The sequence below is a fragment of the Sphingopyxis sp. PAMC25046 genome (genome assembly GCF_004795895.1).
In the GTDB taxonomy this organism is placed as follows: Bacteria; Pseudomonadota; Alphaproteobacteria; order Sphingomonadales; family Sphingomonadaceae; genus Sphingopyxis.
This window is the reverse complement of sequence record NZ_CP039250.1, coordinates 4,376,071-4,392,901: the sequence shown is the minus strand read 5'-3', so window position 1 is coordinate 4,392,901 and position 16,831 is coordinate 4,376,071. Positions and strand designations below refer to the sequence as shown.

General features: G+C 63.8%; 28 protein-coding genes. 27 read left to right on the top strand and 1 reads right to left on the bottom strand.

Going from position 1 to position 16,831, the window contains the following annotated elements; translation table 11 throughout:
* The first annotated feature begins 27 nt into the window (after positions 1 to 27).
* A complete protein-coding gene (locus E5675_RS20825; protein WP_136176169.1) occupies positions 28 to 1,329 on the top strand; it encodes an amidohydrolase family protein in 1,302 nt (433 codons plus the stop codon).
* Here E5675_RS20825 and E5675_RS20820 read toward each other — a convergent pair whose 3' ends face one another.
* On the bottom strand, positions 1,330 to 1,824 hold the full coding sequence (locus E5675_RS20820) for a DNA-deoxyinosine glycosylase (RefSeq protein ID WP_136176168.1): 495 nt from the start codon (positions 1,822 to 1,824) through the stop codon (positions 1,330 to 1,332).
* A 317-nt stretch (positions 1,825 to 2,141) separates the two neighbouring features.
* Here E5675_RS20820 and rpsL point away from each other — a divergent pair, with 317 nt between their 5' ends.
* The 26 genes from rpsL (at position 2,142) to rplO (ending at position 16,831) form a co-directional block, all read left to right on the top strand.
* Positions 2,142 to 2,513 (top strand): 30S ribosomal protein S12, encoded by a 372-nt coding sequence (gene rpsL, locus E5675_RS20815; RefSeq protein ID WP_037556358.1) that lies wholly within the window; start codon positions 2,142 to 2,144, stop codon positions 2,511 to 2,513.
* 72 nt (positions 2,514 to 2,585) lie between these two features.
* The gene (gene rpsG / locus E5675_RS20810) at positions 2,586 to 3,056 is read left to right on the top strand and encodes a 30S ribosomal protein S7 (protein ID WP_033074359.1); all 471 of its coding nucleotides are present in this window, start codon (positions 2,586 to 2,588) and stop codon (positions 3,054 to 3,056) included.
* 104 nt (positions 3,057 to 3,160) lie between these two features.
* Positions 3,161 to 5,254 carry an elongation factor G gene (gene fusA, locus E5675_RS20805; RefSeq protein WP_136176167.1) on the top strand — a complete coding sequence of 698 codons (2,094 nt, stop codon included), beginning with the start codon at positions 3,161 to 3,163 and terminating at the stop codon, positions 5,252 to 5,254.
* A gap of 117 nt (positions 5,255 to 5,371) precedes the next feature.
* The gene (tuf, locus tag E5675_RS20800) at positions 5,372 to 6,565 is read left to right on the top strand and encodes an elongation factor Tu (RefSeq protein WP_136176166.1); all 1,194 of its coding nucleotides are present in this window, start codon (positions 5,372 to 5,374) and stop codon (positions 6,563 to 6,565) included.
* A gap of 148 nt (positions 6,566 to 6,713) precedes the next feature.
* Positions 6,714 to 7,025, top strand: coding sequence for a 30S ribosomal protein S10 (gene rpsJ / locus E5675_RS20795; protein WP_003042199.1), 312 nt, complete (start codon positions 6,714 to 6,716; stop codon positions 7,023 to 7,025).
* 298 nt (positions 7,026 to 7,323) lie between these two features.
* Entirely contained in the window at positions 7,324 to 8,097 is a 774-nt protein-coding gene (rplC, locus tag E5675_RS20790; protein ID WP_054590453.1) for a 50S ribosomal protein L3, read from the top strand.
* 2 nt (positions 8,098 to 8,099) lie between these two features.
* Positions 8,100 to 8,726, top strand: a complete 627-nt coding sequence (gene rplD / locus E5675_RS20785; RefSeq protein ID WP_136176165.1) for a 50S ribosomal protein L4 — start codon at positions 8,100 to 8,102, stop codon at positions 8,724 to 8,726.
* On the top strand, positions 8,719 to 9,027 hold the full coding sequence (locus E5675_RS20780; protein WP_037556365.1) for a 50S ribosomal protein L23: 309 nt from the start codon (positions 8,719 to 8,721) through the stop codon (positions 9,025 to 9,027). Before rplD ends, E5675_RS20780 begins: the two co-directional genes overlap by 8 nt.
* A 21-nt stretch (positions 9,028 to 9,048) precedes the next feature.
* Positions 9,049 to 9,885, top strand: coding sequence for a 50S ribosomal protein L2 (gene rplB / locus E5675_RS20775; RefSeq protein ID WP_136176164.1), 837 nt, complete (start codon positions 9,049 to 9,051; stop codon positions 9,883 to 9,885).
* Positions 9,886 to 9,888: 3 nt separating this feature from the next.
* The gene (gene rpsS / locus E5675_RS20770) at positions 9,889 to 10,164 is read left to right on the top strand and encodes a 30S ribosomal protein S19 (RefSeq protein WP_037556370.1); all 276 of its coding nucleotides are present in this window, start codon (positions 9,889 to 9,891) and stop codon (positions 10,162 to 10,164) included.
* Positions 10,164 to 10,544, top strand: a complete 381-nt coding sequence (gene rplV / locus E5675_RS20765; RefSeq protein ID WP_011543083.1) for a 50S ribosomal protein L22 — start codon at positions 10,164 to 10,166, stop codon at positions 10,542 to 10,544. The genes rpsS and rplV overlap by 1 nt, the downstream gene beginning before the upstream one ends.
* A 1-nt stretch (position 10,545) precedes the next feature.
* On the top strand, positions 10,546 to 11,253 hold the full coding sequence (gene rpsC / locus E5675_RS20760; RefSeq protein ID WP_037556371.1) for a 30S ribosomal protein S3: 708 nt from the start codon (positions 10,546 to 10,548) through the stop codon (positions 11,251 to 11,253).
* A gap of 11 nt (positions 11,254 to 11,264) precedes the next feature.
* Positions 11,265 to 11,696 carry a 50S ribosomal protein L16 gene (rplP, locus tag E5675_RS20755; protein ID WP_037515653.1) on the top strand — a complete coding sequence of 144 codons (432 nt, stop codon included), beginning with the start codon at positions 11,265 to 11,267 and terminating at the stop codon, positions 11,694 to 11,696.
* Positions 11,697 to 11,700: 4 nt separating this feature from the next.
* The gene (rpmC, locus tag E5675_RS20750) at positions 11,701 to 11,904 is read left to right on the top strand and encodes a 50S ribosomal protein L29 (protein WP_037556372.1); all 204 of its coding nucleotides are present in this window, start codon (positions 11,701 to 11,703) and stop codon (positions 11,902 to 11,904) included.
* Between the two features lie 11 nt (positions 11,905 to 11,915).
* Positions 11,916 to 12,206, top strand: a complete 291-nt coding sequence (gene rpsQ / locus E5675_RS20745) for a 30S ribosomal protein S17 (protein ID WP_037556374.1) — start codon at positions 11,916 to 11,918, stop codon at positions 12,204 to 12,206.
* Between the two features lie 58 nt (positions 12,207 to 12,264).
* Positions 12,265 to 12,633, top strand: a complete 369-nt coding sequence (rplN, locus tag E5675_RS20740) for a 50S ribosomal protein L14 (RefSeq protein WP_011543078.1) — start codon at positions 12,265 to 12,267, stop codon at positions 12,631 to 12,633.
* 2 nt (positions 12,634 to 12,635) lie between these two features.
* Complete coding sequence (gene rplX, locus E5675_RS20735) at positions 12,636 to 12,953, top strand: 50S ribosomal protein L24 (RefSeq protein WP_136176163.1); 318 nt, start codon at positions 12,636 to 12,638, stop codon at positions 12,951 to 12,953.
* Complete coding sequence (rplE, locus tag E5675_RS20730) at positions 12,946 to 13,524, top strand: 50S ribosomal protein L5 (protein ID WP_037556378.1); 579 nt, start codon at positions 12,946 to 12,948, stop codon at positions 13,522 to 13,524. Before rplX ends, rplE begins: the two co-directional genes overlap by 8 nt.
* A 52-nt stretch (positions 13,525 to 13,576) precedes the next feature.
* Positions 13,577 to 13,882: a 30S ribosomal protein S14 gene (gene rpsN / locus E5675_RS20725; protein ID WP_037556379.1), complete on the top strand. Its 306-nt coding sequence runs from the start codon at positions 13,577 to 13,579 to the stop codon at positions 13,880 to 13,882.
* 12 nt (positions 13,883 to 13,894) lie between these two features.
* The gene (gene rpsH, locus E5675_RS20720) at positions 13,895 to 14,299 is read left to right on the top strand and encodes a 30S ribosomal protein S8 (RefSeq protein WP_037556380.1); all 405 of its coding nucleotides are present in this window, start codon (positions 13,895 to 13,897) and stop codon (positions 14,297 to 14,299) included.
* Positions 14,299 to 14,832: a 50S ribosomal protein L6 gene (rplF, locus tag E5675_RS20715; RefSeq protein WP_037556381.1), complete on the top strand. Its 534-nt coding sequence runs from the start codon at positions 14,299 to 14,301 to the stop codon at positions 14,830 to 14,832. The genes rpsH and rplF overlap by 1 nt, the downstream gene beginning before the upstream one ends.
* Positions 14,833 to 14,835: 3 nt before the next feature.
* Entirely contained in the window at positions 14,836 to 15,189 is a 354-nt protein-coding gene (rplR, locus tag E5675_RS20710; RefSeq protein WP_037556384.1) for a 50S ribosomal protein L18, read from the top strand.
* A gap of 2 nt (positions 15,190 to 15,191) precedes the next feature.
* Entirely contained in the window at positions 15,192 to 15,896 is a 705-nt protein-coding gene (gene rpsE / locus E5675_RS20705) for a 30S ribosomal protein S5 (protein WP_136176162.1), read from the top strand.
* Between the two features lie 4 nt (positions 15,897 to 15,900).
* A complete protein-coding gene (gene rpmD, locus E5675_RS20700) occupies positions 15,901 to 16,086 on the top strand; it encodes a 50S ribosomal protein L30 (protein ID WP_037515666.1) in 186 nt (61 codons plus the stop codon).
* 5 nt (positions 16,087 to 16,091) lie between these two features.
* Entirely contained in the window at positions 16,092 to 16,298 is a 207-nt protein-coding gene (locus tag E5675_RS20695; protein ID WP_037556386.1) for a DUF1737 domain-containing protein, read from the top strand.
* Positions 16,299 to 16,342: 44 nt separating this feature from the next.
* Positions 16,343 to 16,831 (top strand): 50S ribosomal protein L15, encoded by a 489-nt coding sequence (rplO, locus tag E5675_RS20690; protein ID WP_136176161.1) that lies wholly within the window; start codon positions 16,343 to 16,345, stop codon positions 16,829 to 16,831.

The following is a 16,831-nucleotide window of genomic DNA, read 5'->3' as shown; positions in this document are numbered from 1 at the left end:
CCCAATTCAAAACAGGGGATGCAAAAAATGAAGCCGCTTTACCTCCTTCCGCTTGCGCTGTTCGGCGCGGCGCTCGCCACGCCGCTCGCCGCGCAGGCGCCCGCGCGCACGGTCATCCATGCTGGCCATCTGCTCGCCGAACCCGGCAAGCCCGCGCGGGGCGCGTCGACGATCGTGGTCGAGGGCGGCAAGATTCTGAGCATCGCCGACGGCCACCAACCCGCCGAACCCGGCGCGACGTTGATCGATCTCAAGGACAAATATGTCCTCCCCGGTCTCATCGACAGTCATGTCCATTTGACGAGCGACGCGGGCGGCATCGCCGGCCAGCTCGAGGAAATCACGCTCAGCCCCGCCGCGCAGGCCTTCAACGCCGAGGTCAACGGTATGAAGACGCTGCGCGCGGGTTTCACCACCGTTCGCAACCTCGGCGACGGCGACGGGGCGACGCTGGCGCTTCGCGACGCGATCCTCGCGGGCAAGGTGCAGGGACCGCGCATCGTCGATGCCGGTGCCAGCATCTCGGGCAGCGCCGGACATATGGATGGCTCGCTCGGCTATCGCGACGAGCTTCGTCCGTTTTTCGCGGGCGCGGGCAATACCTGCAACGGCGCCGACGATTGCCGCCGCGCGGTGCGGCTCCAGATCGGGCGCGGCGCCGATGTGATCAAATTCGCCTCGACCGGGGGCGTGAACAGCCGCATCGGCGCGGGTCTCGGCAAACAGATGTTCGACGACGAGGCACGGGCGATCGTCGAAACCGCGCATCTTTTCGGCAAGAAGGTCGCGGTCCACGCGCACGGCGCCGACGGCATCCGCCTCGCGATCGACGCCGGCGCCGATTCGATCGAACATGGCACGATCCTCGACGATGCGACGATCGCGGCATGGGCGAAGTCGAAGACCTATTATGTCCCGACGCTCTCGACCGTGAACGGTTACAAGGAACGCCTCGCCGCCAATCCCGACACCTATGAACCCGATGTGCTGGCGAAGATCAAATGGCGCATCTCGATCACCGGCAAAAGCCTCGAAACGCTCGTGCCCAGGGGCGTGCGCATCGCCTTCGGCACCGACGCCGGCGTCTCGAAGCACGGCCGCAACGGCGATGAGTTCGAGCTGATGGTCCAGCACGGGATGACGCCGGTCGAAGCCTTGAAGGCGGCGACGGTCAATGCCGCCGACCTGCTCGGCCTCTCGGAACAGATCGGCACGATCGCACCCGGCAAGAGCGCCGACATCATCGCGGTGGCGAGCGACCCCGTCGCCGACGTGCGCATACTCAAGAAGGTCGATTTCGTGATGGCGCGCGGCGAGGTGATCGATTGATCACAGCGTGCGGCGCAGCGCCAGCCAATGGTCGAGTTTCGCATCGAATCCGATCGTATGCGCGGCGCTGCTCGACGGCAGATCGACCACCGCGACGCCCTCGACAGGCGGGAGCTGCTTCCGCCCGATCGCTGCGGCCTTGCCGCCGTTGAACGCGACCATGCGCAAATCGGGCAGCTTGGCGATCAACGCGGCGAGGTCATGGGCTTCGGCTTCGCGGATGTGGCTGTCGCTGCTCGTGTGCCGTTCGGCGCTGCGGATGACGTCCCACAGCCCGATCTTCGCTTCGCGCAGCGCGGTCAGCCTGTCGTTATAGGGCATGTTGGCAAGCCGCCGGCCCACCACTTCGCCCAGCAGACGCCAGAACTGGTTCGTCGGATGCGCATAATATTGCCGCGCGGCCAGCGAGCGGGCGCCCGGCAGGCTTCCCAATATCAGCAACCGCGTGTCAGGCGCGACTTGTGGGGCGAAGCTGGCGTGGCGGACGGCGGACATGATACTCGATAGCCCGCCCTCGCCCGCGTAACAATATTGCTCGCCTCTCGGTAGGCCCTCTTGACCATCGGGGGAATCGGGTCTAGGGGCGCGCTCGACCGAAAAGGGCGGTTTGCCGCCTCTTTCAGTTGCAACAGCGCTTGAACATTGCTGGCGCGGATGGAGCCTCCGGACGATCTTGTAGGTCTGCCGGGGTCTTTTGCTGTTATCAGGTCGGCCGTTTTCCGCCATTTTCGGCGGGTTGGGGTCGGAGCTTCATCCACCGCGGTACAGTAACCGTTCGCTTTGATGGGCGGACACAAAAAGGTGAAGCATTCATGCCCACGATCAACCAGCTGGTCCGCAAGGGCCGGACTCTCCAGAAGGTGAAGTCCAAGGTCCCGGCGATGGAAGCAAACCCGCAAAAGCGCGGCGTTTGCACTCGTGTCTATACGACGACCCCGAAAAAGCCGAACTCGGCACTCCGCAAGGTTGCGAAGGTCCGCCTGACCAACGCCCGCGAAGTCATCACCTACATTCCCGGCGAAGGCCACAACCTCCAGGAACACAGCGTCGTGCTGATCCGCGGCGGCCGTGTGCGCGACCTTCCCGGTGTGCGTTACCACGTCCTGCGCGGCGTGCTCGATACGCAGGGTGTGAAGGACCGCAAGCAGAGCCGTTCGAAGTACGGCGCGAAGCGTCCGAAGTAAGGACCGCTTTTTCGGCTATTTGATCATCCGTGAGCGCCCCGGCGCCCGGATGCTGTTGTAAAGGAATATCCCATGGCTCGTCGTCGTCGTCCTGAACGCCGCGAAATCCTGCCCGATCCCCGTTTCGGGGATGTCGTGCTGTCGAAATTCATGAACAGCGTCATGCTGGACGGGAAGAAGTCCGTCGCCGAAAGCATCGTCTACGGTGCGCTTGAGTCGGTCGAAGCCCGCGCGAAGAAGGAACCGCTCGGCGTGTTCCACGAAGCGCTGGCAAACATCCGCCCGAACATCGAAGTCCGCAGCCGCCGCGTCGGCGGTGCGACCTATCAGGTTCCGGTCGAAGTCCGCCCCGACCGCGCGCAGGCGCTCGCGATCCGCTGGCTGATCACCGCCGCGCGCAACCGCAGCGAGACCACGATGGCCGCTCGTCTCTCGGGCGAGCTGCTCGACGCGTCGAACAACCGCGGCAACGCGGTCAAGAAGCGCGAAGATACGCACCGTATGGCGGAAGCGAACCGCGCCTTCTCGCACTACCGCTGGTAATTTGCCGGGCGCCCCCCTGTCTGGGGGGCGTCTCGCAATCGCAACAAAACTTCCTATATCGGGGGCGGCTCCAAAGGCCTCCCCCCAAACCCAAGGAAAAGACCATGGCACGCAGCCATCCGCTCGAACGCTATCGCAATTTCGGTATCATGGCGCACATCGACGCCGGCAAGACCACGACGACCGAGCGCATCCTCTATTACACCGGCAAGTCCTACAAGATCGGCGAAGTCCATGACGGCGCCGCAACGATGGACTGGATGGAGCAGGAGCAAGAGCGCGGGATCACCATCACGTCGGCTGCCACCACCTGTCTGTGGAAGGCCGAAGAGGGCAACGGTCCCGAGCATCGCCTGAACATCATCGACACCCCCGGACACGTCGACTTCACGATCGAAGTCGAGCGCAGCTTGCGCGTCCTCGACGGCGCGGTCGCCGCGTTCGACGGCGTTGCCGGCGTCGAGCCGCAGTCGGAAACCGTGTGGCGCCAGGCGGACAAGTACAAGGTTCCGCGGATGTGCTTCATCAACAAGCTCGACCGTACCGGCGCCAATTTCTACTATTGCGTCCAGACGATCATCGATCGTCTCGGTGCGACCCCGGCTGTCCTCTATCTGCCCATCGGCGCGGAATCGGACTTCAAGGGCCTCGTCGACCTCGTGGGCGAACGCGCGATCATCTGGAAGGATGAAAGCCTCGGCGCCGAGTTCTTCTATGAGGATATCCCCGCCGACCTCGCCGACAAGGCGGCAGAATATCGTGAAAAGCTCGTCGAGCTCGCCGTCGAACAGGACGACGAGGCGATGGAAGCCTATCTCGAAGGCAATGTCCCCGACGTCGCGACGCTCAAGAAGCTGATCCGCAAGGGCACGCTGAACCAGTCGTTCGTCCCCGTGCTGTGCGGCTCGGCGTTCAAGAACAAGGGCGTACAGACGCTGCTCGACGCGGTCGTAGACTATCTGCCGTCGCCGCTCGACATCGAAGACGTCCAGGGCATCAACCCCGACACCGAGGAAGCCGATTCGCGCGCGACGTCGGATTCGGCGCCGCTGTCGATGCTCGCGTTCAAGATCATGAACGACCCGTTCGTCGGTTCGCTCACCTTCGCCCGCATCTATTCGGGCACCCTGACCAAGGGCAGCTATCTGAACTCGGTCAAGGACAAGAAGGAAAAGATTGGCCGTATGCTCCTGATGCACGCCAACTCGCGTGAAGACATCGAGGAAGCGTTTGCGGGCGACATCGTCGCGCTCGCCGGGCTCAAGGAAACCACCACCGGGGACACGCTCTGCGCCGCCAACGCGCCGATCATCCTCGAGCGGATGGAATTCCCCGAGCCGGTCATCGAGCTGTCGGTCGAACCCAAGACCAAGGCCGACCAGGAAAAGATGGGCATCGCCCTCAGCCGCCTGGCTGCCGAGGATCCCTCGTTCCGCGTCTCGACCGACCATGAATCGGGCCAGACGATCATCAAGGGCATGGGCGAGCTTCACCTCGACATCCTCGTCGATCGCATGAAGCGCGAGTTCAAGGTCGAGGCGAATGTCGGCGCGCCGCAGGTGGCGTATCGCGAATCGCTCGCGAAGCCGGTCGATGTCGACTACACCCACAAGAAGCAGTCGGGCGGCTCGGGTCAGTTCGGCCGCGTCAAGGTCAGCGTCGCGCCCGGCGAGCGCGGATCGGGCATCACCTTCGTCGACGAGATCAAGGGCGGTAACATTCCGCGCGAATATATCCCGTCGGTCGAAAAGGGCATGCGCGAATCGGCCGAAAACGGTCACATGATCGGCTTCCCGATCATCGACTTCGAAATCCGTCTGACCGACGGCGCCTATCACGACGTCGACTCGTCGGCGCTGGCGTTCGAAATCGCGGGCCGTGCGGCGATGCGCGAAGTGGCGGCGAAGGCCGGCATCAAGCTGCTCGAACCGGTGATGAAGGTTGAAGTCGTCACCCCCGAGGAGTTCATGGGCGACGTCATCGGCGACCTCAACAGCCGCCGTGGCCAGATCCAGGGCACCGACAGCCGGGGCAACGCCCAGGTGGTTGAAGCCATGGTTCCGCTTGCCAATATGTTCGGCTACGTCAACCAGCTGCGTTCCTTCACCCAGGGCCGCGCGCAATATTCCATGCAGTTCTCGCACTATGAAGAAGTGCCGAACAACGTGGCAGAAGAAGTGAAGGCCAAGATGGCCTGATAGGTCGACGCCGCGCGGGCTTGCACCGCGCGGCAAGACCCTCTAAGGGCGGCGCCTGATTCAGCAGGCTCGTCCAGGACTGATCAACGCAAACATCGAACAAGAAGGTTCAATATCATGGCCAAGGCTAAATTTGAGCGGACGAAGCCGCACTGCAACATCGGCACCATCGGTCACGTCGACCATGGCAAGACCTCGCTGACCGCAGCGATCACCAAGGTGCTTGCCGAAAACGTCGCGGGCAACGCCGCCGTCGACTTCGCGAACATCGACAAGGCTCCCGAAGAGCGCGAGCGCGGCATCACCATTTCGACCGCCCACGTCGAATATGAAACCGACGGCCGCCACTATGCGCACGTCGACTGCCCGGGCCACGCCGACTATGTTAAGAACATGATCACCGGTGCCGCCCAGATGGACGGCGCGATCCTCGTCGTGTCGGCCGCTGACGGCCCGATGCCGCAGACCAAGGAGCACATCCTGCTCGCGAAGCAGGTCGGCGTCCCGACCATGGTCGTGTTCCTCAACAAGGTCGACCAGCTCGACGATCCCGAACTGCTCGAACTCGTCGAGCTTGAAATCCGCGAAGAACTTTCGAAGCGCGACTTCGACGGCGACAATATTCCGATCATCGCCGGTTCGGCGCTCGCCGCGCTCGAAAGCCGCGACGACAACATCGGCAAGGACGCGATCCTGAAGCTGATGGCCGCCGTCGACGAATGGATCCCGCAGCCGGAACGTCCGCTCGACAAGCCCTTCCTGATGCCGATCGAAGACGTGTTCTCGATCTCGGGCCGCGGTACGGTTGTCACCGGCCGCGTCGAAACCGGCGTCGTCAAGGTGGGTGAAGAAGTCGAAATCGTCGGCATCAAGGACACCAAGAAGACCGTCGTCACCGGCGTCGAAATGTTCCGCAAGCTGCTCGACCAGGGCCAGGCCGGCGACAACATCGGTGCGCTGATCCGCGGCGTCGGCCGTGAAGAAGTCGAGCGTGGCCAGGTTCTGGCTAAGCCCGGCTCGATCACGCCGCACACCGAGTTCACCTCGGAAGTGTACGTCCTGTCGAAGGACGAAGGCGGTCGTCACACGCCGTTCTTCGCGAACTACCGTCCGCAGTTCTACTTCCGCACCACCGACGTCACCGGCGAGGTCATCCTCCCCGAGGGCACCGAGATGGTCATGCCGGGCGACAACGTCCAGCTGTCGGTCAAGCTGATCGCCCCGATCGCCATGGACCCGGGTCTGCGCTTCGCGATTCGCGAAGGCGGCCGCACCGTCGGCGCAGGGGTTGTGGCAACCGTCACAAAGTAATATAGGGCCGCGAGCCGCGCGATTCGGACTGATTCGCGCGGCTCGTAGCTTAAAGGTTTTTGATGGCCGATCCGGCTTCCTGAGCGGAAGTCGGAGCAGGCCATTTCGGCTCTTTCGCATCGTTAGACGGGATTCGACTGGAACAGTCATGGAAACGCAGAATATTCGCATTCGCCTGAAGGCCTTTGATCACCGCGTGCTCGATCAGGCCACCACCGACATTGCCGATACGGCACGTCGTACCGGAGCGCTTATTCGCGGCCCGATCCCGCTTCCGACGCGTATTGAAAAATTCACCGTGAACCGCGGTCCGCATGTCGACAAAAAGTCGCGCGAGCAGTTCGAGGTGCGCACCCACAAGCGGCTGCTCGACATCGTGCAGCCCACCCCGCAGACGGTCGACGCGCTGATGAAGCTCGACCTCGCCGCGGGCGTGAACGTCGAAATCAAGCTGGCCTAAGGTCAGCGAAGCCCCGGTGAAAACCGGGGTCTCTATCGGCAGGACACTTCGGTGCCTGCATCGTCCGGAACGATCCGGACCGACGATAGGGTGGATACCGCCGGTCGTTTCTTCGGAAGCATCAGACCGGGCTGCGTCCCCCGTCTCGCCGCTTCTCCTTCGGGATGGCGGCACCTCAGCCCGGACGGGGCGAAGCATCGAAATTTCGGGCTGGGAGGGTTCCATTGGGGCAACGCCTCAACGGGTCCCGCAAGCCGTGCGGAATGGTCCGCCCGGCCTCTGTTTAGGAGTATGGATCATGCGTACTGGCGTGATCGCGAAGAAAATGGGGATGACCCGCCTGTTTCAGGACGACGGCCGCCACGTGCCCGTCACCGTCCTGAGCCTCGAAGGCTGCCAGGTCGTCTCTGTGCGCGATAAAGAACGCGACGGCTATGTGGCCGTTCAACTCGGTGCTGGCTCGGCCAAGGCGAAGAACGTCGCCAAGCCGCAGCGCGGCGCCTACGGCAAGGCCGAGGTCGAGCCCAAGGCGAAGCTCGTCGAATTCCGCGTCGCCGACGACGCGACGCTCGACGTCGGCGCCGAACTGTCGGCCGACCACTTCGTCGCCGGCCAGATCGTCGACATCCAGGGCGTGACCCAGGGTAAGGGCTTTGCCGGTGCGATGAAGCGCTGGGGTTTCGGCGGTATGCGCGCGACCCACGGTGTTTCGATCAGCCACCGTGCGCATGGTTCGACCGGTAACCGCCAGGATCCGGGCCGCGTCTTCAAGAACAAGAAGATGGCCGGCCACATGGGCGCGCGCAATCGCACCCAGCAGAATCTCGAAATCGTCCGCACCGACGTCGAGCGCGGCCTTCTCTTCGTCAAGGGCTCGGTCCCTGGCTCGAAGGGCGGCTGGCTGCTCGTCCGCGATGCGGTGAAGCTGCCGCGCCACCCCGAAGCCCCCTATCCGGCGGGCATCAAGAGCGCGGCCAACAGCAACGAAGCCCCGGCTGACGCGCCGGTCGAAACGCCGGTCGAAGAAACCGTCGTCGACACCGCGGCGACCGACGGCGCACAGGAGTCCTGATCATGAAGGTCAAGGTTCAGACCCTCGACGGCAAGGCCGGCACCGACATCGATCTTAACGACGACGTCTTCGGTGTCGACGCGCGCGCCGACATCCTGCACCGCGTCGTCGCCTGGCAGCTCGAAAAGCGCCGTGGCCCGGCTCGCGCCGCCCGCGAACGCAGCGATGTGTCGCGCACCGGCAAGAAGTTCGGTCGCCAGAAGGGCGGCGGTACCGCCCGTCACGGCGATCGCAAGGCGCCGATCTTCATCGGCGGTGGCAAGGCGCACGGCCCGCGTGCCCGCACCTTCGGCCACTCGCTGAACAAGAAGATCCGCACCCTCGGCCTGAAGATGGCTTTGAGCGACAAGGCGAAGGGCGGCAAGCTCGTCGTTCTCGACACGCTCGAGCTCAAGGACGCGAAGACCAAGGCGCTCGCCGGCAAGCTCGGCAAGATGGACCTCGGCAATCGCGCGCTCTTCATCGACGGTGACGCGGTGCACGAAAGCTTCGCCATGGCCTCGGCCAACCTCATCGGTGTCGACGCGCTGCCCGCCATCGGTGCCAATGTCTATGACATCATCCGTGCCGACACGCTGGTCCTGACCCGCGCGGCGGTCGAAAAGCTGGAGGCCCGCTGCAATGGCTAAGGCAAAAACCATCGACGCGCGTCACTATGACGTGATCCTCGCTCCGGTGATCACCGAAAAGTCGACGCTGCTCAGCGAAAATGACGCGGTGGTGTTCAAGGTCGCGAACGACGCGACCAAGCCCGCCATCAAGGCCGCCGTCGAGGCGCTGTTCGATGTCAAGGTGCTCAGCGTGAACACGCTCGTCACCAAGGGCAAGACCAAGCGCTGGAAGGGCAAGCCCTACACCCGCAGCGACGTGAAGAAGGCGATCGTCCGCCTGGCCGAAGGCCAGTCGATCGACGTCACCACGGGCGTCTGATTGTAGGAAGAGGCAGAGAAAATGGCACTTAAATCCTATAATCCGACCAGCCCCGCGCAGCGCGGCCTGATCCTCGTCGACAAATCGTCGCTGTGGAAGGGCAAGCCTGTCAAGGCGCTGACCGAAGGCAAGCGCAAGACCGGTGGCCGCAACAACAAGGGCCATGTGACCTCGCGCGGTATCGCCGGCGGCCACAAGCAGAAGTACCGCTTCATCGACTTCAAGCGTCGCAAGTGGGACATGCCTGCCACCGTCGAGCGTCTGGAATATGACCCGAACCGCACGGCGTTCATCGCGCTCGTGAAATATGAAGACGGCGAACTTGCCTACATCCTCGCGCCGCAGCGCCTGGGTGTCGGTGACACGGTCGTCGCGGGCAAGAAGACCGACGTGAAGCCGGGTAATGCGATGGAATTGTCGCAGATGCCGGTCGGCACGATCGTCCACAATATCGAGATGAAGCCGGGCAAGGGCGGCCAGATCGCCCGTTCGGCGGGCACCTATGCGCAGGTCGTCGGTCGTGACCGCGGCCTCGTCATCGTGCGTCTCGGTTCGGGCGAACAGCGTTACATCCGCGGCGAGTGCATGGGCACGGTCGGTGCGGTGTCGAACCCCGACAACCAGAACACCAACCTGGGCAAGGCCGGCCGGGGCCGCTGGCTCGGCAAGCGTCCGCTGACTCGCGGTGTCGCGAAGAACCCGGTCGACCACCCGCACGGCGGCGGTGAAGGCCGCACCTCGGGTGGCCGTCATCCGGTGACCCCGTGGGGCAAGCCGACCAAGGGTGCTCGTACCCGTCACAACAAGTCGACCGACAAGATGATCATCCGGTCGCGTCACGCGAAGAAGAAGAGGTAAGCCATGGCTCGCTCGGTCTGGAAGGGTCCGTTCGTGGACCTCCATCTCCTCAAGAAAGCCGAAACGGCCCAGGACGGCGGCAGCTCTGCCCCGATCAAGACCTGGTCGCGCCGGTCCACCATCCTGCCGCAGTTCGTCGGGCTGACCTTCAACGTCTACAACGGCCGCAAGTTCGTGCCGGTGTCGGTCAATGAAGACATGGTCGGCATGAAGCTGGGTGAATTTGCGCCGACGCGCTTCTTCCCTGGCCACGCGGCCGACAAGAAGGGCAAACGCTAATGGGCAAGGAAAAGTCCCCCCGCCGCGTTGCGGATAACGAGGCGCTCTCGGTCGGCACGCAGATTCGCGGCTCGGCGCAGAAGCTGAACCTCGTTGCCGCGCTGATCCGCGGCCGCAAGGTCGAAGACGCGATGAACGTCCTCGCTTTCTCGAAGAAGGCGATGGCCGTCGATGTGCGCAAGGTTCTCGCCAGCGCCGTCGCCAACGCGGAAAACAACCACAACCTCGACGTCGACGCGCTCGTCGTCAAGGAAGCGAGCGTCGGCAAGTCGCTCTCGATGAAGCGCTGGCACGCGCGTGGCCGCGGCAAGTCGACCCGGATCGTCAAGCCGTTCAGCCGCATCCGCATCGTCGTGCGCGAACAGGAAGAAGAGGCGTAAGATGGGCCAGAAGAGCAATCCGATCGGCCTGCGCCTGCAGGTCAACCGCACCTGGGACAGCCGCTGGTTCGCCGAAGGCCAGGACTATGGCCGCATGCTTGTCGAGGATCTGAAGATCCGCAAGTTCGTGTTCAAGCACCTGCCGCAGGCCGCGATCTCGAAGGTCGTGATCGAGCGTCCGGCGAAGCTGTGCCGCGTGTCGATCTATGCCGCCCGCCCGGGCGTTATCATCGGCAAGAAGGGCGCGGACATCGAAAAGCTGCGCAAGAAGCTGGGCGAGATGACGGGCAGCGACGTGTCGCTGAACATCGTCGAGATCCGCAAGCCCGAAGTCGACGCCAAGCTCGTCGGTCAGGGCATTGCCGACCAGCTCGAACGCCGCGTCGCGTTCCGCCGCGCCATGAAGCGCGCCGTTCAGTCGGCGATGCGTCTTGGTGCCGAGGGCATCCGCATCAACTGCGCCGGCCGTCTCGGCGGCGCGGAAATCGCGCGCACCGAATGGTACCGCGAAGGCCGGGTGCCGCTGCACACGCTGCGCGCCAATGTCGACTATGCCGAGGCCGAAGCGCACACCGCTTACGGTGTCTGCGGCATCAAGGTCTGGATTTTCAAGGGCGAGATCCTTGGTCACGACCCGATGGCGACCGACCGTCTGATGCTTGACGCGCAGACGACCGGTGTCCGTCCGGCCCGTGAAGATCGCCGCTAAGGACTGCTGACATGCTGCAACCGAAAAAAACCAAGTTCCGCAAGGCCTTCAAGGGCCGCATCCATGGCAATGCCAAGGGCGGTACCAGCCTGAACTTCGGCTCCTACGGGCTGAAGGCGATGGAACCCGAGCGCATCACCGCGCGCCAGATCGAAGCGGCCCGCCGCGCGATCAGCCGTGCGATCAAGCGTCAGGGCCGTTTGTGGATCCGCATCTTCCCCGACGTCCCCGTGTCGTCGAAGCCTGCCGAAGTCCGCATGGGTAAGGGCAAGGGTTCGCCGGAATTCTGGGCCGCGCGCGTGAAGCCGGGCCGCATCCTGTTCGAACTCGACGGCGTCCCCGGCCCCGTGGCCGCGCTGGCGTTCGAACGCGCCGCGATGAAGCTGCCGATCAAGACGAAGGTTATCGCCCGTCTCGGCGACACTTCGCACCTGGAGGGTTAAGGACATGGCCAAGACCGAAGATTTCAAGGCCAAGACCGACGACCAGCTCGCCGAACAGCTTGGCGAACTGAAGCGCGAGGCGTTCAACCTCCGCTTCCAGGCGGCCACCGGCCAGCTTGAAAAGGCCTCGCGCGTCAAGGAAGTGCGGCGCTCGATCGCCCGCATCAAGACGCAGCAGACCGAGCGCGCGCGCTCGGCCGCGAAGTAAGGAGACTATCGATGCCGAAGCGCATTCTGACCGGCACGGTGGTGTCCGACAAGGGCGACAAGACCGTCGTGGTGAAGGTCGAACGGAAGGTGAAACACCCTCTGTACGGCAAGATCATCCGCCGCTCGAAAAAGTATCACGCCCACGATGAGGACAATGCCATCAAGGCTGGCGAAACCGTCCGAATCGAGGAAACGAAGCCGATTTCGAAGCTGAAGACCTGGAAGGTACTCGACAAGGTCGACACCCACAGCAAGCCCAAGGGTGCCGCTCCGGCTGCTCCCGCCGCGGCCGAAGGCTAAAGAGTTTCACGGAACCGCCGGGGCATCCCGGTAGGCCAAGGAAGAAGGAAGTGCATCGATGATTCAGATGCAGTCACAATTGGAAGTCGCCGACAACAGCGGCGCGAAGCGCGTCCAGTGCATCAAGGTGCTCGGCGGCTCGAAGCGTCGTACCGCCGGCGTCGGCGACGTGATCGTCGTGTCGATCAAGGAAGCGCAGCCGCGCGGCAAGGTGAAGAAGGGCGACGTGCATCGCGCCGTCATCGTCCGCACCGCGAAGGATGTGCGCCGCGCCGATGGCTCGGTGATCCGTTTCGACAGCAACGCCGCCGTGCTCGTCAACAAGAACGAGGAGCCGATCGGCACCCGTATCTTCGGCCCCGTCGTCCGCGAACTGCGCGGCCGCGGCTATATGAAGATCATCAGCCTGGCGCCGGAGGTGCTCTGACCATGGCGAACAAGATCAAGAAGGGCGACACGGTTGTCATCCTGTCCGGAAAGGACAAGGGCAAGACCGGCGAAGTGACGCAGAGCCTGCCGAAAGACGGCAAGGTCGTCGTCGCGGGCGTCAACGTCATCACGCGCCACCGCAAGCCGAGCCAGACCAACCCGCAGGGCGGTCTGGAACGCAAGGAAGCGCCGCTGTTCGCAAGCAAGGTTGCGCTCGCCGATCCCAAGACCGGCAAGCCGACGCGCGTTTGTTTTGAAACCAAGGACGGCAAGAAGGTCCGCGTGGCCGTGAAGTCCGGGGAGACGATCAATGGCTGACAATTACACCCCGCGCATGCGCAAGCGCTATGACGATGTGATCGTCAAGGCGATGACCGAGAAGTTCGGTTACAAGAACGCGATGGAAGTGCCGAAGATCGAAAAGATCACGCTCAACATGGGCGTCGGCGAAGCCACGCAGGACAAGAAGAAGGTCGAAGCGGCCGCTGCCGAGATGGAACTCATCGCCGGCCAGAAGCCCGTCGTGACCAAGGCGAAGAAGTCGATCGCCCAGTTCAAGCTGCGCGAAGGCATGCCGATCGGCTGCAAGGTCACCCTGCGCCGCGAACGTATGTATGAATTCCTCGATCGCCTGATCACGATCGCGATGCCGCGCATCCGCGACTTCCGCGGCGTGTCGGCGACCAGCTTCGACGGCCGTGGCAACTATGCCATGGGCCTGAAAGAGCAGATCATCTTCCCCGAGATCAACTATGACCGCATCGACCAGGTGCGCGGCATGGACGTGATCGTCACCACCACCGCCCGGACGGACGAAGAAGCCCGCGAACTGCTCAAGCTGTTCGGCTTCCCCTTCCCGATCGAAGCGCAGGAAAAGGAAGCCGCCTGATCCCCGCAAGGGACCAGGCAGGCTCTTTCAAGAAGGAAAGAGAACTTAAGTCATGGCGAAACTGAGTTCGGTAAACAAGAACGAGCGTCGCAAGCAGCTGGTGAAGAAATATGCCGGCCGTTACGCGAAGCTGAAGGCGATTGCGGCGGACACGTCGCTCGACGATGGCGAGCGTCTGATCGCGCGCCTCAAGATGGCGGAAATCCCGCGCAACGGCAACCCGACCCGCATCCGCAACCGGTGCGAGCTGACGGGCCGCCCGCGCGCCTATTATCGCAAATTCCGGCTGTGCCGTATCCAGCTCCGCGATCTGGCCAACAAGGGCCTGATCCCCGGTGTTGTGAAGTCGAGCTGGTAAGGGACTGACAAGATGGCAATGACCGATCCCCTGGGTGATATGCTCACCCGCATCCGCAACGGCCAGCAGGCGAAGAAGGACAGCGTCCTGACTCCCGCCTCGACCCTGCGCGTCCGCGTTCTCGATGTTCTCCAGCGCGAAGGCTATATCCGCGGCTACAGCGAAGAAGCGCTGGGTGCCAAGGGCCAGCACAAGGGCATTCGCATCGAGCTTAAATATTTCGAAGGCCAGCCGGCGATCCGCCACGTGGCCCGCGTCTCGAAGCCGGGCCGTCGCATCTATTCGGGCTCGAAAGAGCTGCCGATCGTGCGCAACGGCCTTGGCATCACCATCGTGTCGACCCCGCGCGGCGTTCTCTCGGACGCCGAAGCCCGCGAGCATAATGTCGGCGGCGAAGTGCTGGCGGAGGTGTTCTGATGTCGCGCATTGGTAAAAAGGCAGTAGCGATCCCCGGCGGTGTCACCGCTGCGATCGACGGCGGCCAGCTGTCGGTCAAGGGTCCGAAGGGCACGCTCGCGATGCCGCTGTCCGACCTCATCAAATATGAAGTCGGCGAAGGCAGCATCTCGGTGCAGCCCGCGAACGACACCCGCGAAGCACGCGCCTTCTGGGGCATGCAGCGCACGCTGGTCCAGAACCTGATCACGGGCGTGACCGAAGGCTTCACCAAGGTGCTCGAAATCACCGGTGTCGGCTATCGCGCCAACGCACAGGGCAAGAATCTGAAGCTGCAGCTCGGCTACAGCCACGATGTCGATTTCGCGGTGCCCGAAGGCATCGAGATCAAGACGCCGGACAATACGACGATCGAGATCAACGGCATCGACAAGCAGAAGGTCGGCCAGGTCGCGGCGGAAATCCGCCGTTGGCGCAAGCCCGAACCCTATAAGGGCAAGGGCATCAAATATCGCGGCGAGTACATCTTCCGCAAAGAAGGCAAGAAGAAGTAAGCCATGGCACATCTTACCCCTTTCCAGAAACGCCGTCAGCGCGTTCGTACCGCCCTCCGTCAGCGCGCCGCTGGCCGTGCCCGCCTTTCGGTGCACCGTTCGGGCCGTCACATCTATGCGCAGCTCATCGATGACGCTGCCGGGCAGACGCTGGCTTCGGCCTCGACGCTCGACAAGGATGTTCGCGGCAAGACCGGCGCTACCACGGCGGCGGCTGCCGACGTCGGCAAGCGCCTCGCCGCTGCCGCCAAGAAGGCGGGCGTGACGCAGGTCGTGTTCGACCGTGGCGGCTTCCTGTTCCACGGGCGCATCAAGGCGCTGGCCGACGCGGCTCGCGAAGGCGGATTGGAGTTCTAATCATGGCAGACGAAATTCAGAACGCCGAAGGCGCCGCCCCCGAGGCGACGACCCCGACCGAAGGCCAGGCTCCGCGCCGCGGCCGTGGCGGCGGCCGCGATGGCGGTCGTGGTGGACGTGACGGTGGCCGTGGCCGCCGCGACGATCGCCGCCCGCGCGACGAGGATGGCGGCGAAGAGCTGATTGAAAAGCTCGTCCACATCAACCGCGTTTCGAAGACCGTGAAGGGCGGCAAGCGCTTCGGTTTCGCCGCGCTCGTCGTCGTCGGCGACGGCAAGGGCCGCGCCGGTTTCGGCCATGGCAAGGCGCGCGAAGTGCCCGAAGCCATTTCGAAGGCGACCGCTGCCGCGAAGAAGGCGATGATCCGCGTTCCGCTGCGCGACGGCCGCACGCTGCACCATGACGGTCGCGGTGTGTTCGGCGCGGGCAATGTGACGCTGCGTTCGGCGCCCGCCGGTACCGGTATCATCGCCGGTGGCCCGATGCGCGCTGTGTTCGAATCGCTGGGCGTTGCCGATGTGGTGACCAAGTCGGTCGGCACCTCGAACCCCTATAACATGATCCGCGCGACCTTTGAGGCGCTCGGTGAACAGACCAGCCCGAAGTCGGTCGCGCAGCGTCGCGGCAAGAAGGTTTCGGACCTGATCAAGCGTGGCGGCGCGTCCGACCGCGCAGCCGAGGCGGAAGCCGCGGCGGTGACGGAGTAAGACCATGGCCGACAAGAAGATCAAGATCCGCCAGATCGGTTCGCCGATCCGTCGTCCCAAGAGCCAGCGTGCGATCCTGACCGGCCTCGGCCTGGGCAAGATGCACCGCGAGGTCGAACTGGTCGACACCCCGGAAGTGCGCGGCATGATCCGCAAGCTTCCACACATGGTGGAAGTCGTCGAGGGCTGAAGCCGGTGAAACTCTATCGCCTGTTGACCGGTCCCGACGACAGCGCCTTTTGCGCGCGGGTCGAGGGACTGCTCAACCGGGGATGGCAGCTTCACGGCAGCCCCTCGATTACCAGTGTCGATGGCCGCGGCTATGTCGCCCAGGCCATCGTGATGGAAAAGGCTGGGCCCTATCCCGGCTTTCAGCCGTCGAGTGAAATCGAACCGGACTGAAGCGTTTCGGTCCATAGCGCGAACACAGCGAAAGCGAGTGCAACATGACTATCAAGCTTAACGAACTTCGTGACAACAACGGCGCCCGCAAGGGCCGCATGCGCGTCGGACGCGGCATCGGCTCGGGCAAGGGCAAGACCGCCGGCCGCGGCCAGAAGGGCCAGAAGGCGCGCAGCGGCGTCGCGATCAACGGCTTCGAGGGCGGCCAGATGCCGCTCCACATGCGCATCCCGAAGCGCGGCTTCAACAACATCTTCGCGAAGGACTTCGCGATCGTGAATCTGGGCCAGATCCAGAAGCTGATCGACGAAAAGAAGCTCGACGCCAAGAAGACCGTCGATCACGCCGCGCTCAAGGCCGCTGGCGTCGCGCGCGGCGGCAAGGACGGCGTTCGCCTCCTCGCCAAGGGCGAACTCACCGCGAAAGTCAACTTCGCCGTTGCCGGCGCGTCGAAGGGCGCGATCGAAGCGGTCGAAAAGGCCGGCGGCAAGGTCGAGTTGCCCGCAGCTCCGGCCGAAGCCAAGGCGGAATAA

Bases quoted from the DNA above. Each gene is read 5' to 3' on its own strand.
- E5675_RS20825 (WP_136176169.1), top strand. From the start codon at position 28: ATGAAGCCGCTTTACCTCCTTCCGCTTGCGCTGTTCGGCGCGGCGCTC.
- E5675_RS20820 (WP_136176168.1), bottom strand. From the start codon at position 1,824: ATGTCCGCCGTCCGCCACGCCAGCTTCGCCCCACAAGTCGCGCCTGAC.
- rpsL (WP_037556358.1), top strand. From the start codon at position 2,142: ATGCCCACGATCAACCAGCTGGTCCGCAAGGGCCGGACTCTCCAGAAG.
- rpsG (WP_033074359.1), top strand. From the start codon at position 2,586: ATGGCTCGTCGTCGTCGTCCTGAACGCCGCGAAATCCTGCCCGATCCC.
- fusA (WP_136176167.1), top strand. From the start codon at position 3,161: ATGGCACGCAGCCATCCGCTCGAACGCTATCGCAATTTCGGTATCATG.
- tuf (WP_136176166.1), top strand. From the start codon at position 5,372: ATGGCCAAGGCTAAATTTGAGCGGACGAAGCCGCACTGCAACATCGGC.
- rpsJ (WP_003042199.1), top strand. From the start codon at position 6,714: ATGGAAACGCAGAATATTCGCATTCGCCTGAAGGCCTTTGATCACCGC.
- rplC (WP_054590453.1), top strand. From the start codon at position 7,324: ATGCGTACTGGCGTGATCGCGAAGAAAATGGGGATGACCCGCCTGTTT.
- rplD (WP_136176165.1), top strand. From the start codon at position 8,100: ATGAAGGTCAAGGTTCAGACCCTCGACGGCAAGGCCGGCACCGACATC.
- E5675_RS20780 (WP_037556365.1), top strand. From the start codon at position 8,719: ATGGCTAAGGCAAAAACCATCGACGCGCGTCACTATGACGTGATCCTC.
- rplB (WP_136176164.1), top strand. From the start codon at position 9,049: ATGGCACTTAAATCCTATAATCCGACCAGCCCCGCGCAGCGCGGCCTG.
- rpsS (WP_037556370.1), top strand. From the start codon at position 9,889: ATGGCTCGCTCGGTCTGGAAGGGTCCGTTCGTGGACCTCCATCTCCTC.
- rplV (WP_011543083.1), top strand. From the start codon at position 10,164: ATGGGCAAGGAAAAGTCCCCCCGCCGCGTTGCGGATAACGAGGCGCTC.
- rpsC (WP_037556371.1), top strand. From the start codon at position 10,546: ATGGGCCAGAAGAGCAATCCGATCGGCCTGCGCCTGCAGGTCAACCGC.
- rplP (WP_037515653.1), top strand. From the start codon at position 11,265: ATGCTGCAACCGAAAAAAACCAAGTTCCGCAAGGCCTTCAAGGGCCGC.
- rpmC (WP_037556372.1), top strand. From the start codon at position 11,701: ATGGCCAAGACCGAAGATTTCAAGGCCAAGACCGACGACCAGCTCGCC.
- rpsQ (WP_037556374.1), top strand. From the start codon at position 11,916: ATGCCGAAGCGCATTCTGACCGGCACGGTGGTGTCCGACAAGGGCGAC.
- rplN (WP_011543078.1), top strand. From the start codon at position 12,265: ATGATTCAGATGCAGTCACAATTGGAAGTCGCCGACAACAGCGGCGCG.
- rplX (WP_136176163.1), top strand. From the start codon at position 12,636: ATGGCGAACAAGATCAAGAAGGGCGACACGGTTGTCATCCTGTCCGGA.
- rplE (WP_037556378.1), top strand. From the start codon at position 12,946: ATGGCTGACAATTACACCCCGCGCATGCGCAAGCGCTATGACGATGTG.
- rpsN (WP_037556379.1), top strand. From the start codon at position 13,577: ATGGCGAAACTGAGTTCGGTAAACAAGAACGAGCGTCGCAAGCAGCTG.
- rpsH (WP_037556380.1), top strand. From the start codon at position 13,895: ATGGCAATGACCGATCCCCTGGGTGATATGCTCACCCGCATCCGCAAC.
- rplF (WP_037556381.1), top strand. From the start codon at position 14,299: ATGTCGCGCATTGGTAAAAAGGCAGTAGCGATCCCCGGCGGTGTCACC.
- rplR (WP_037556384.1), top strand. From the start codon at position 14,836: ATGGCACATCTTACCCCTTTCCAGAAACGCCGTCAGCGCGTTCGTACC.
- rpsE (WP_136176162.1), top strand. From the start codon at position 15,192: ATGGCAGACGAAATTCAGAACGCCGAAGGCGCCGCCCCCGAGGCGACG.
- rpmD (WP_037515666.1), top strand. From the start codon at position 15,901: ATGGCCGACAAGAAGATCAAGATCCGCCAGATCGGTTCGCCGATCCGT.
- rplO (WP_136176161.1), top strand. From the start codon at position 16,343: ATGACTATCAAGCTTAACGAACTTCGTGACAACAACGGCGCCCGCAAG.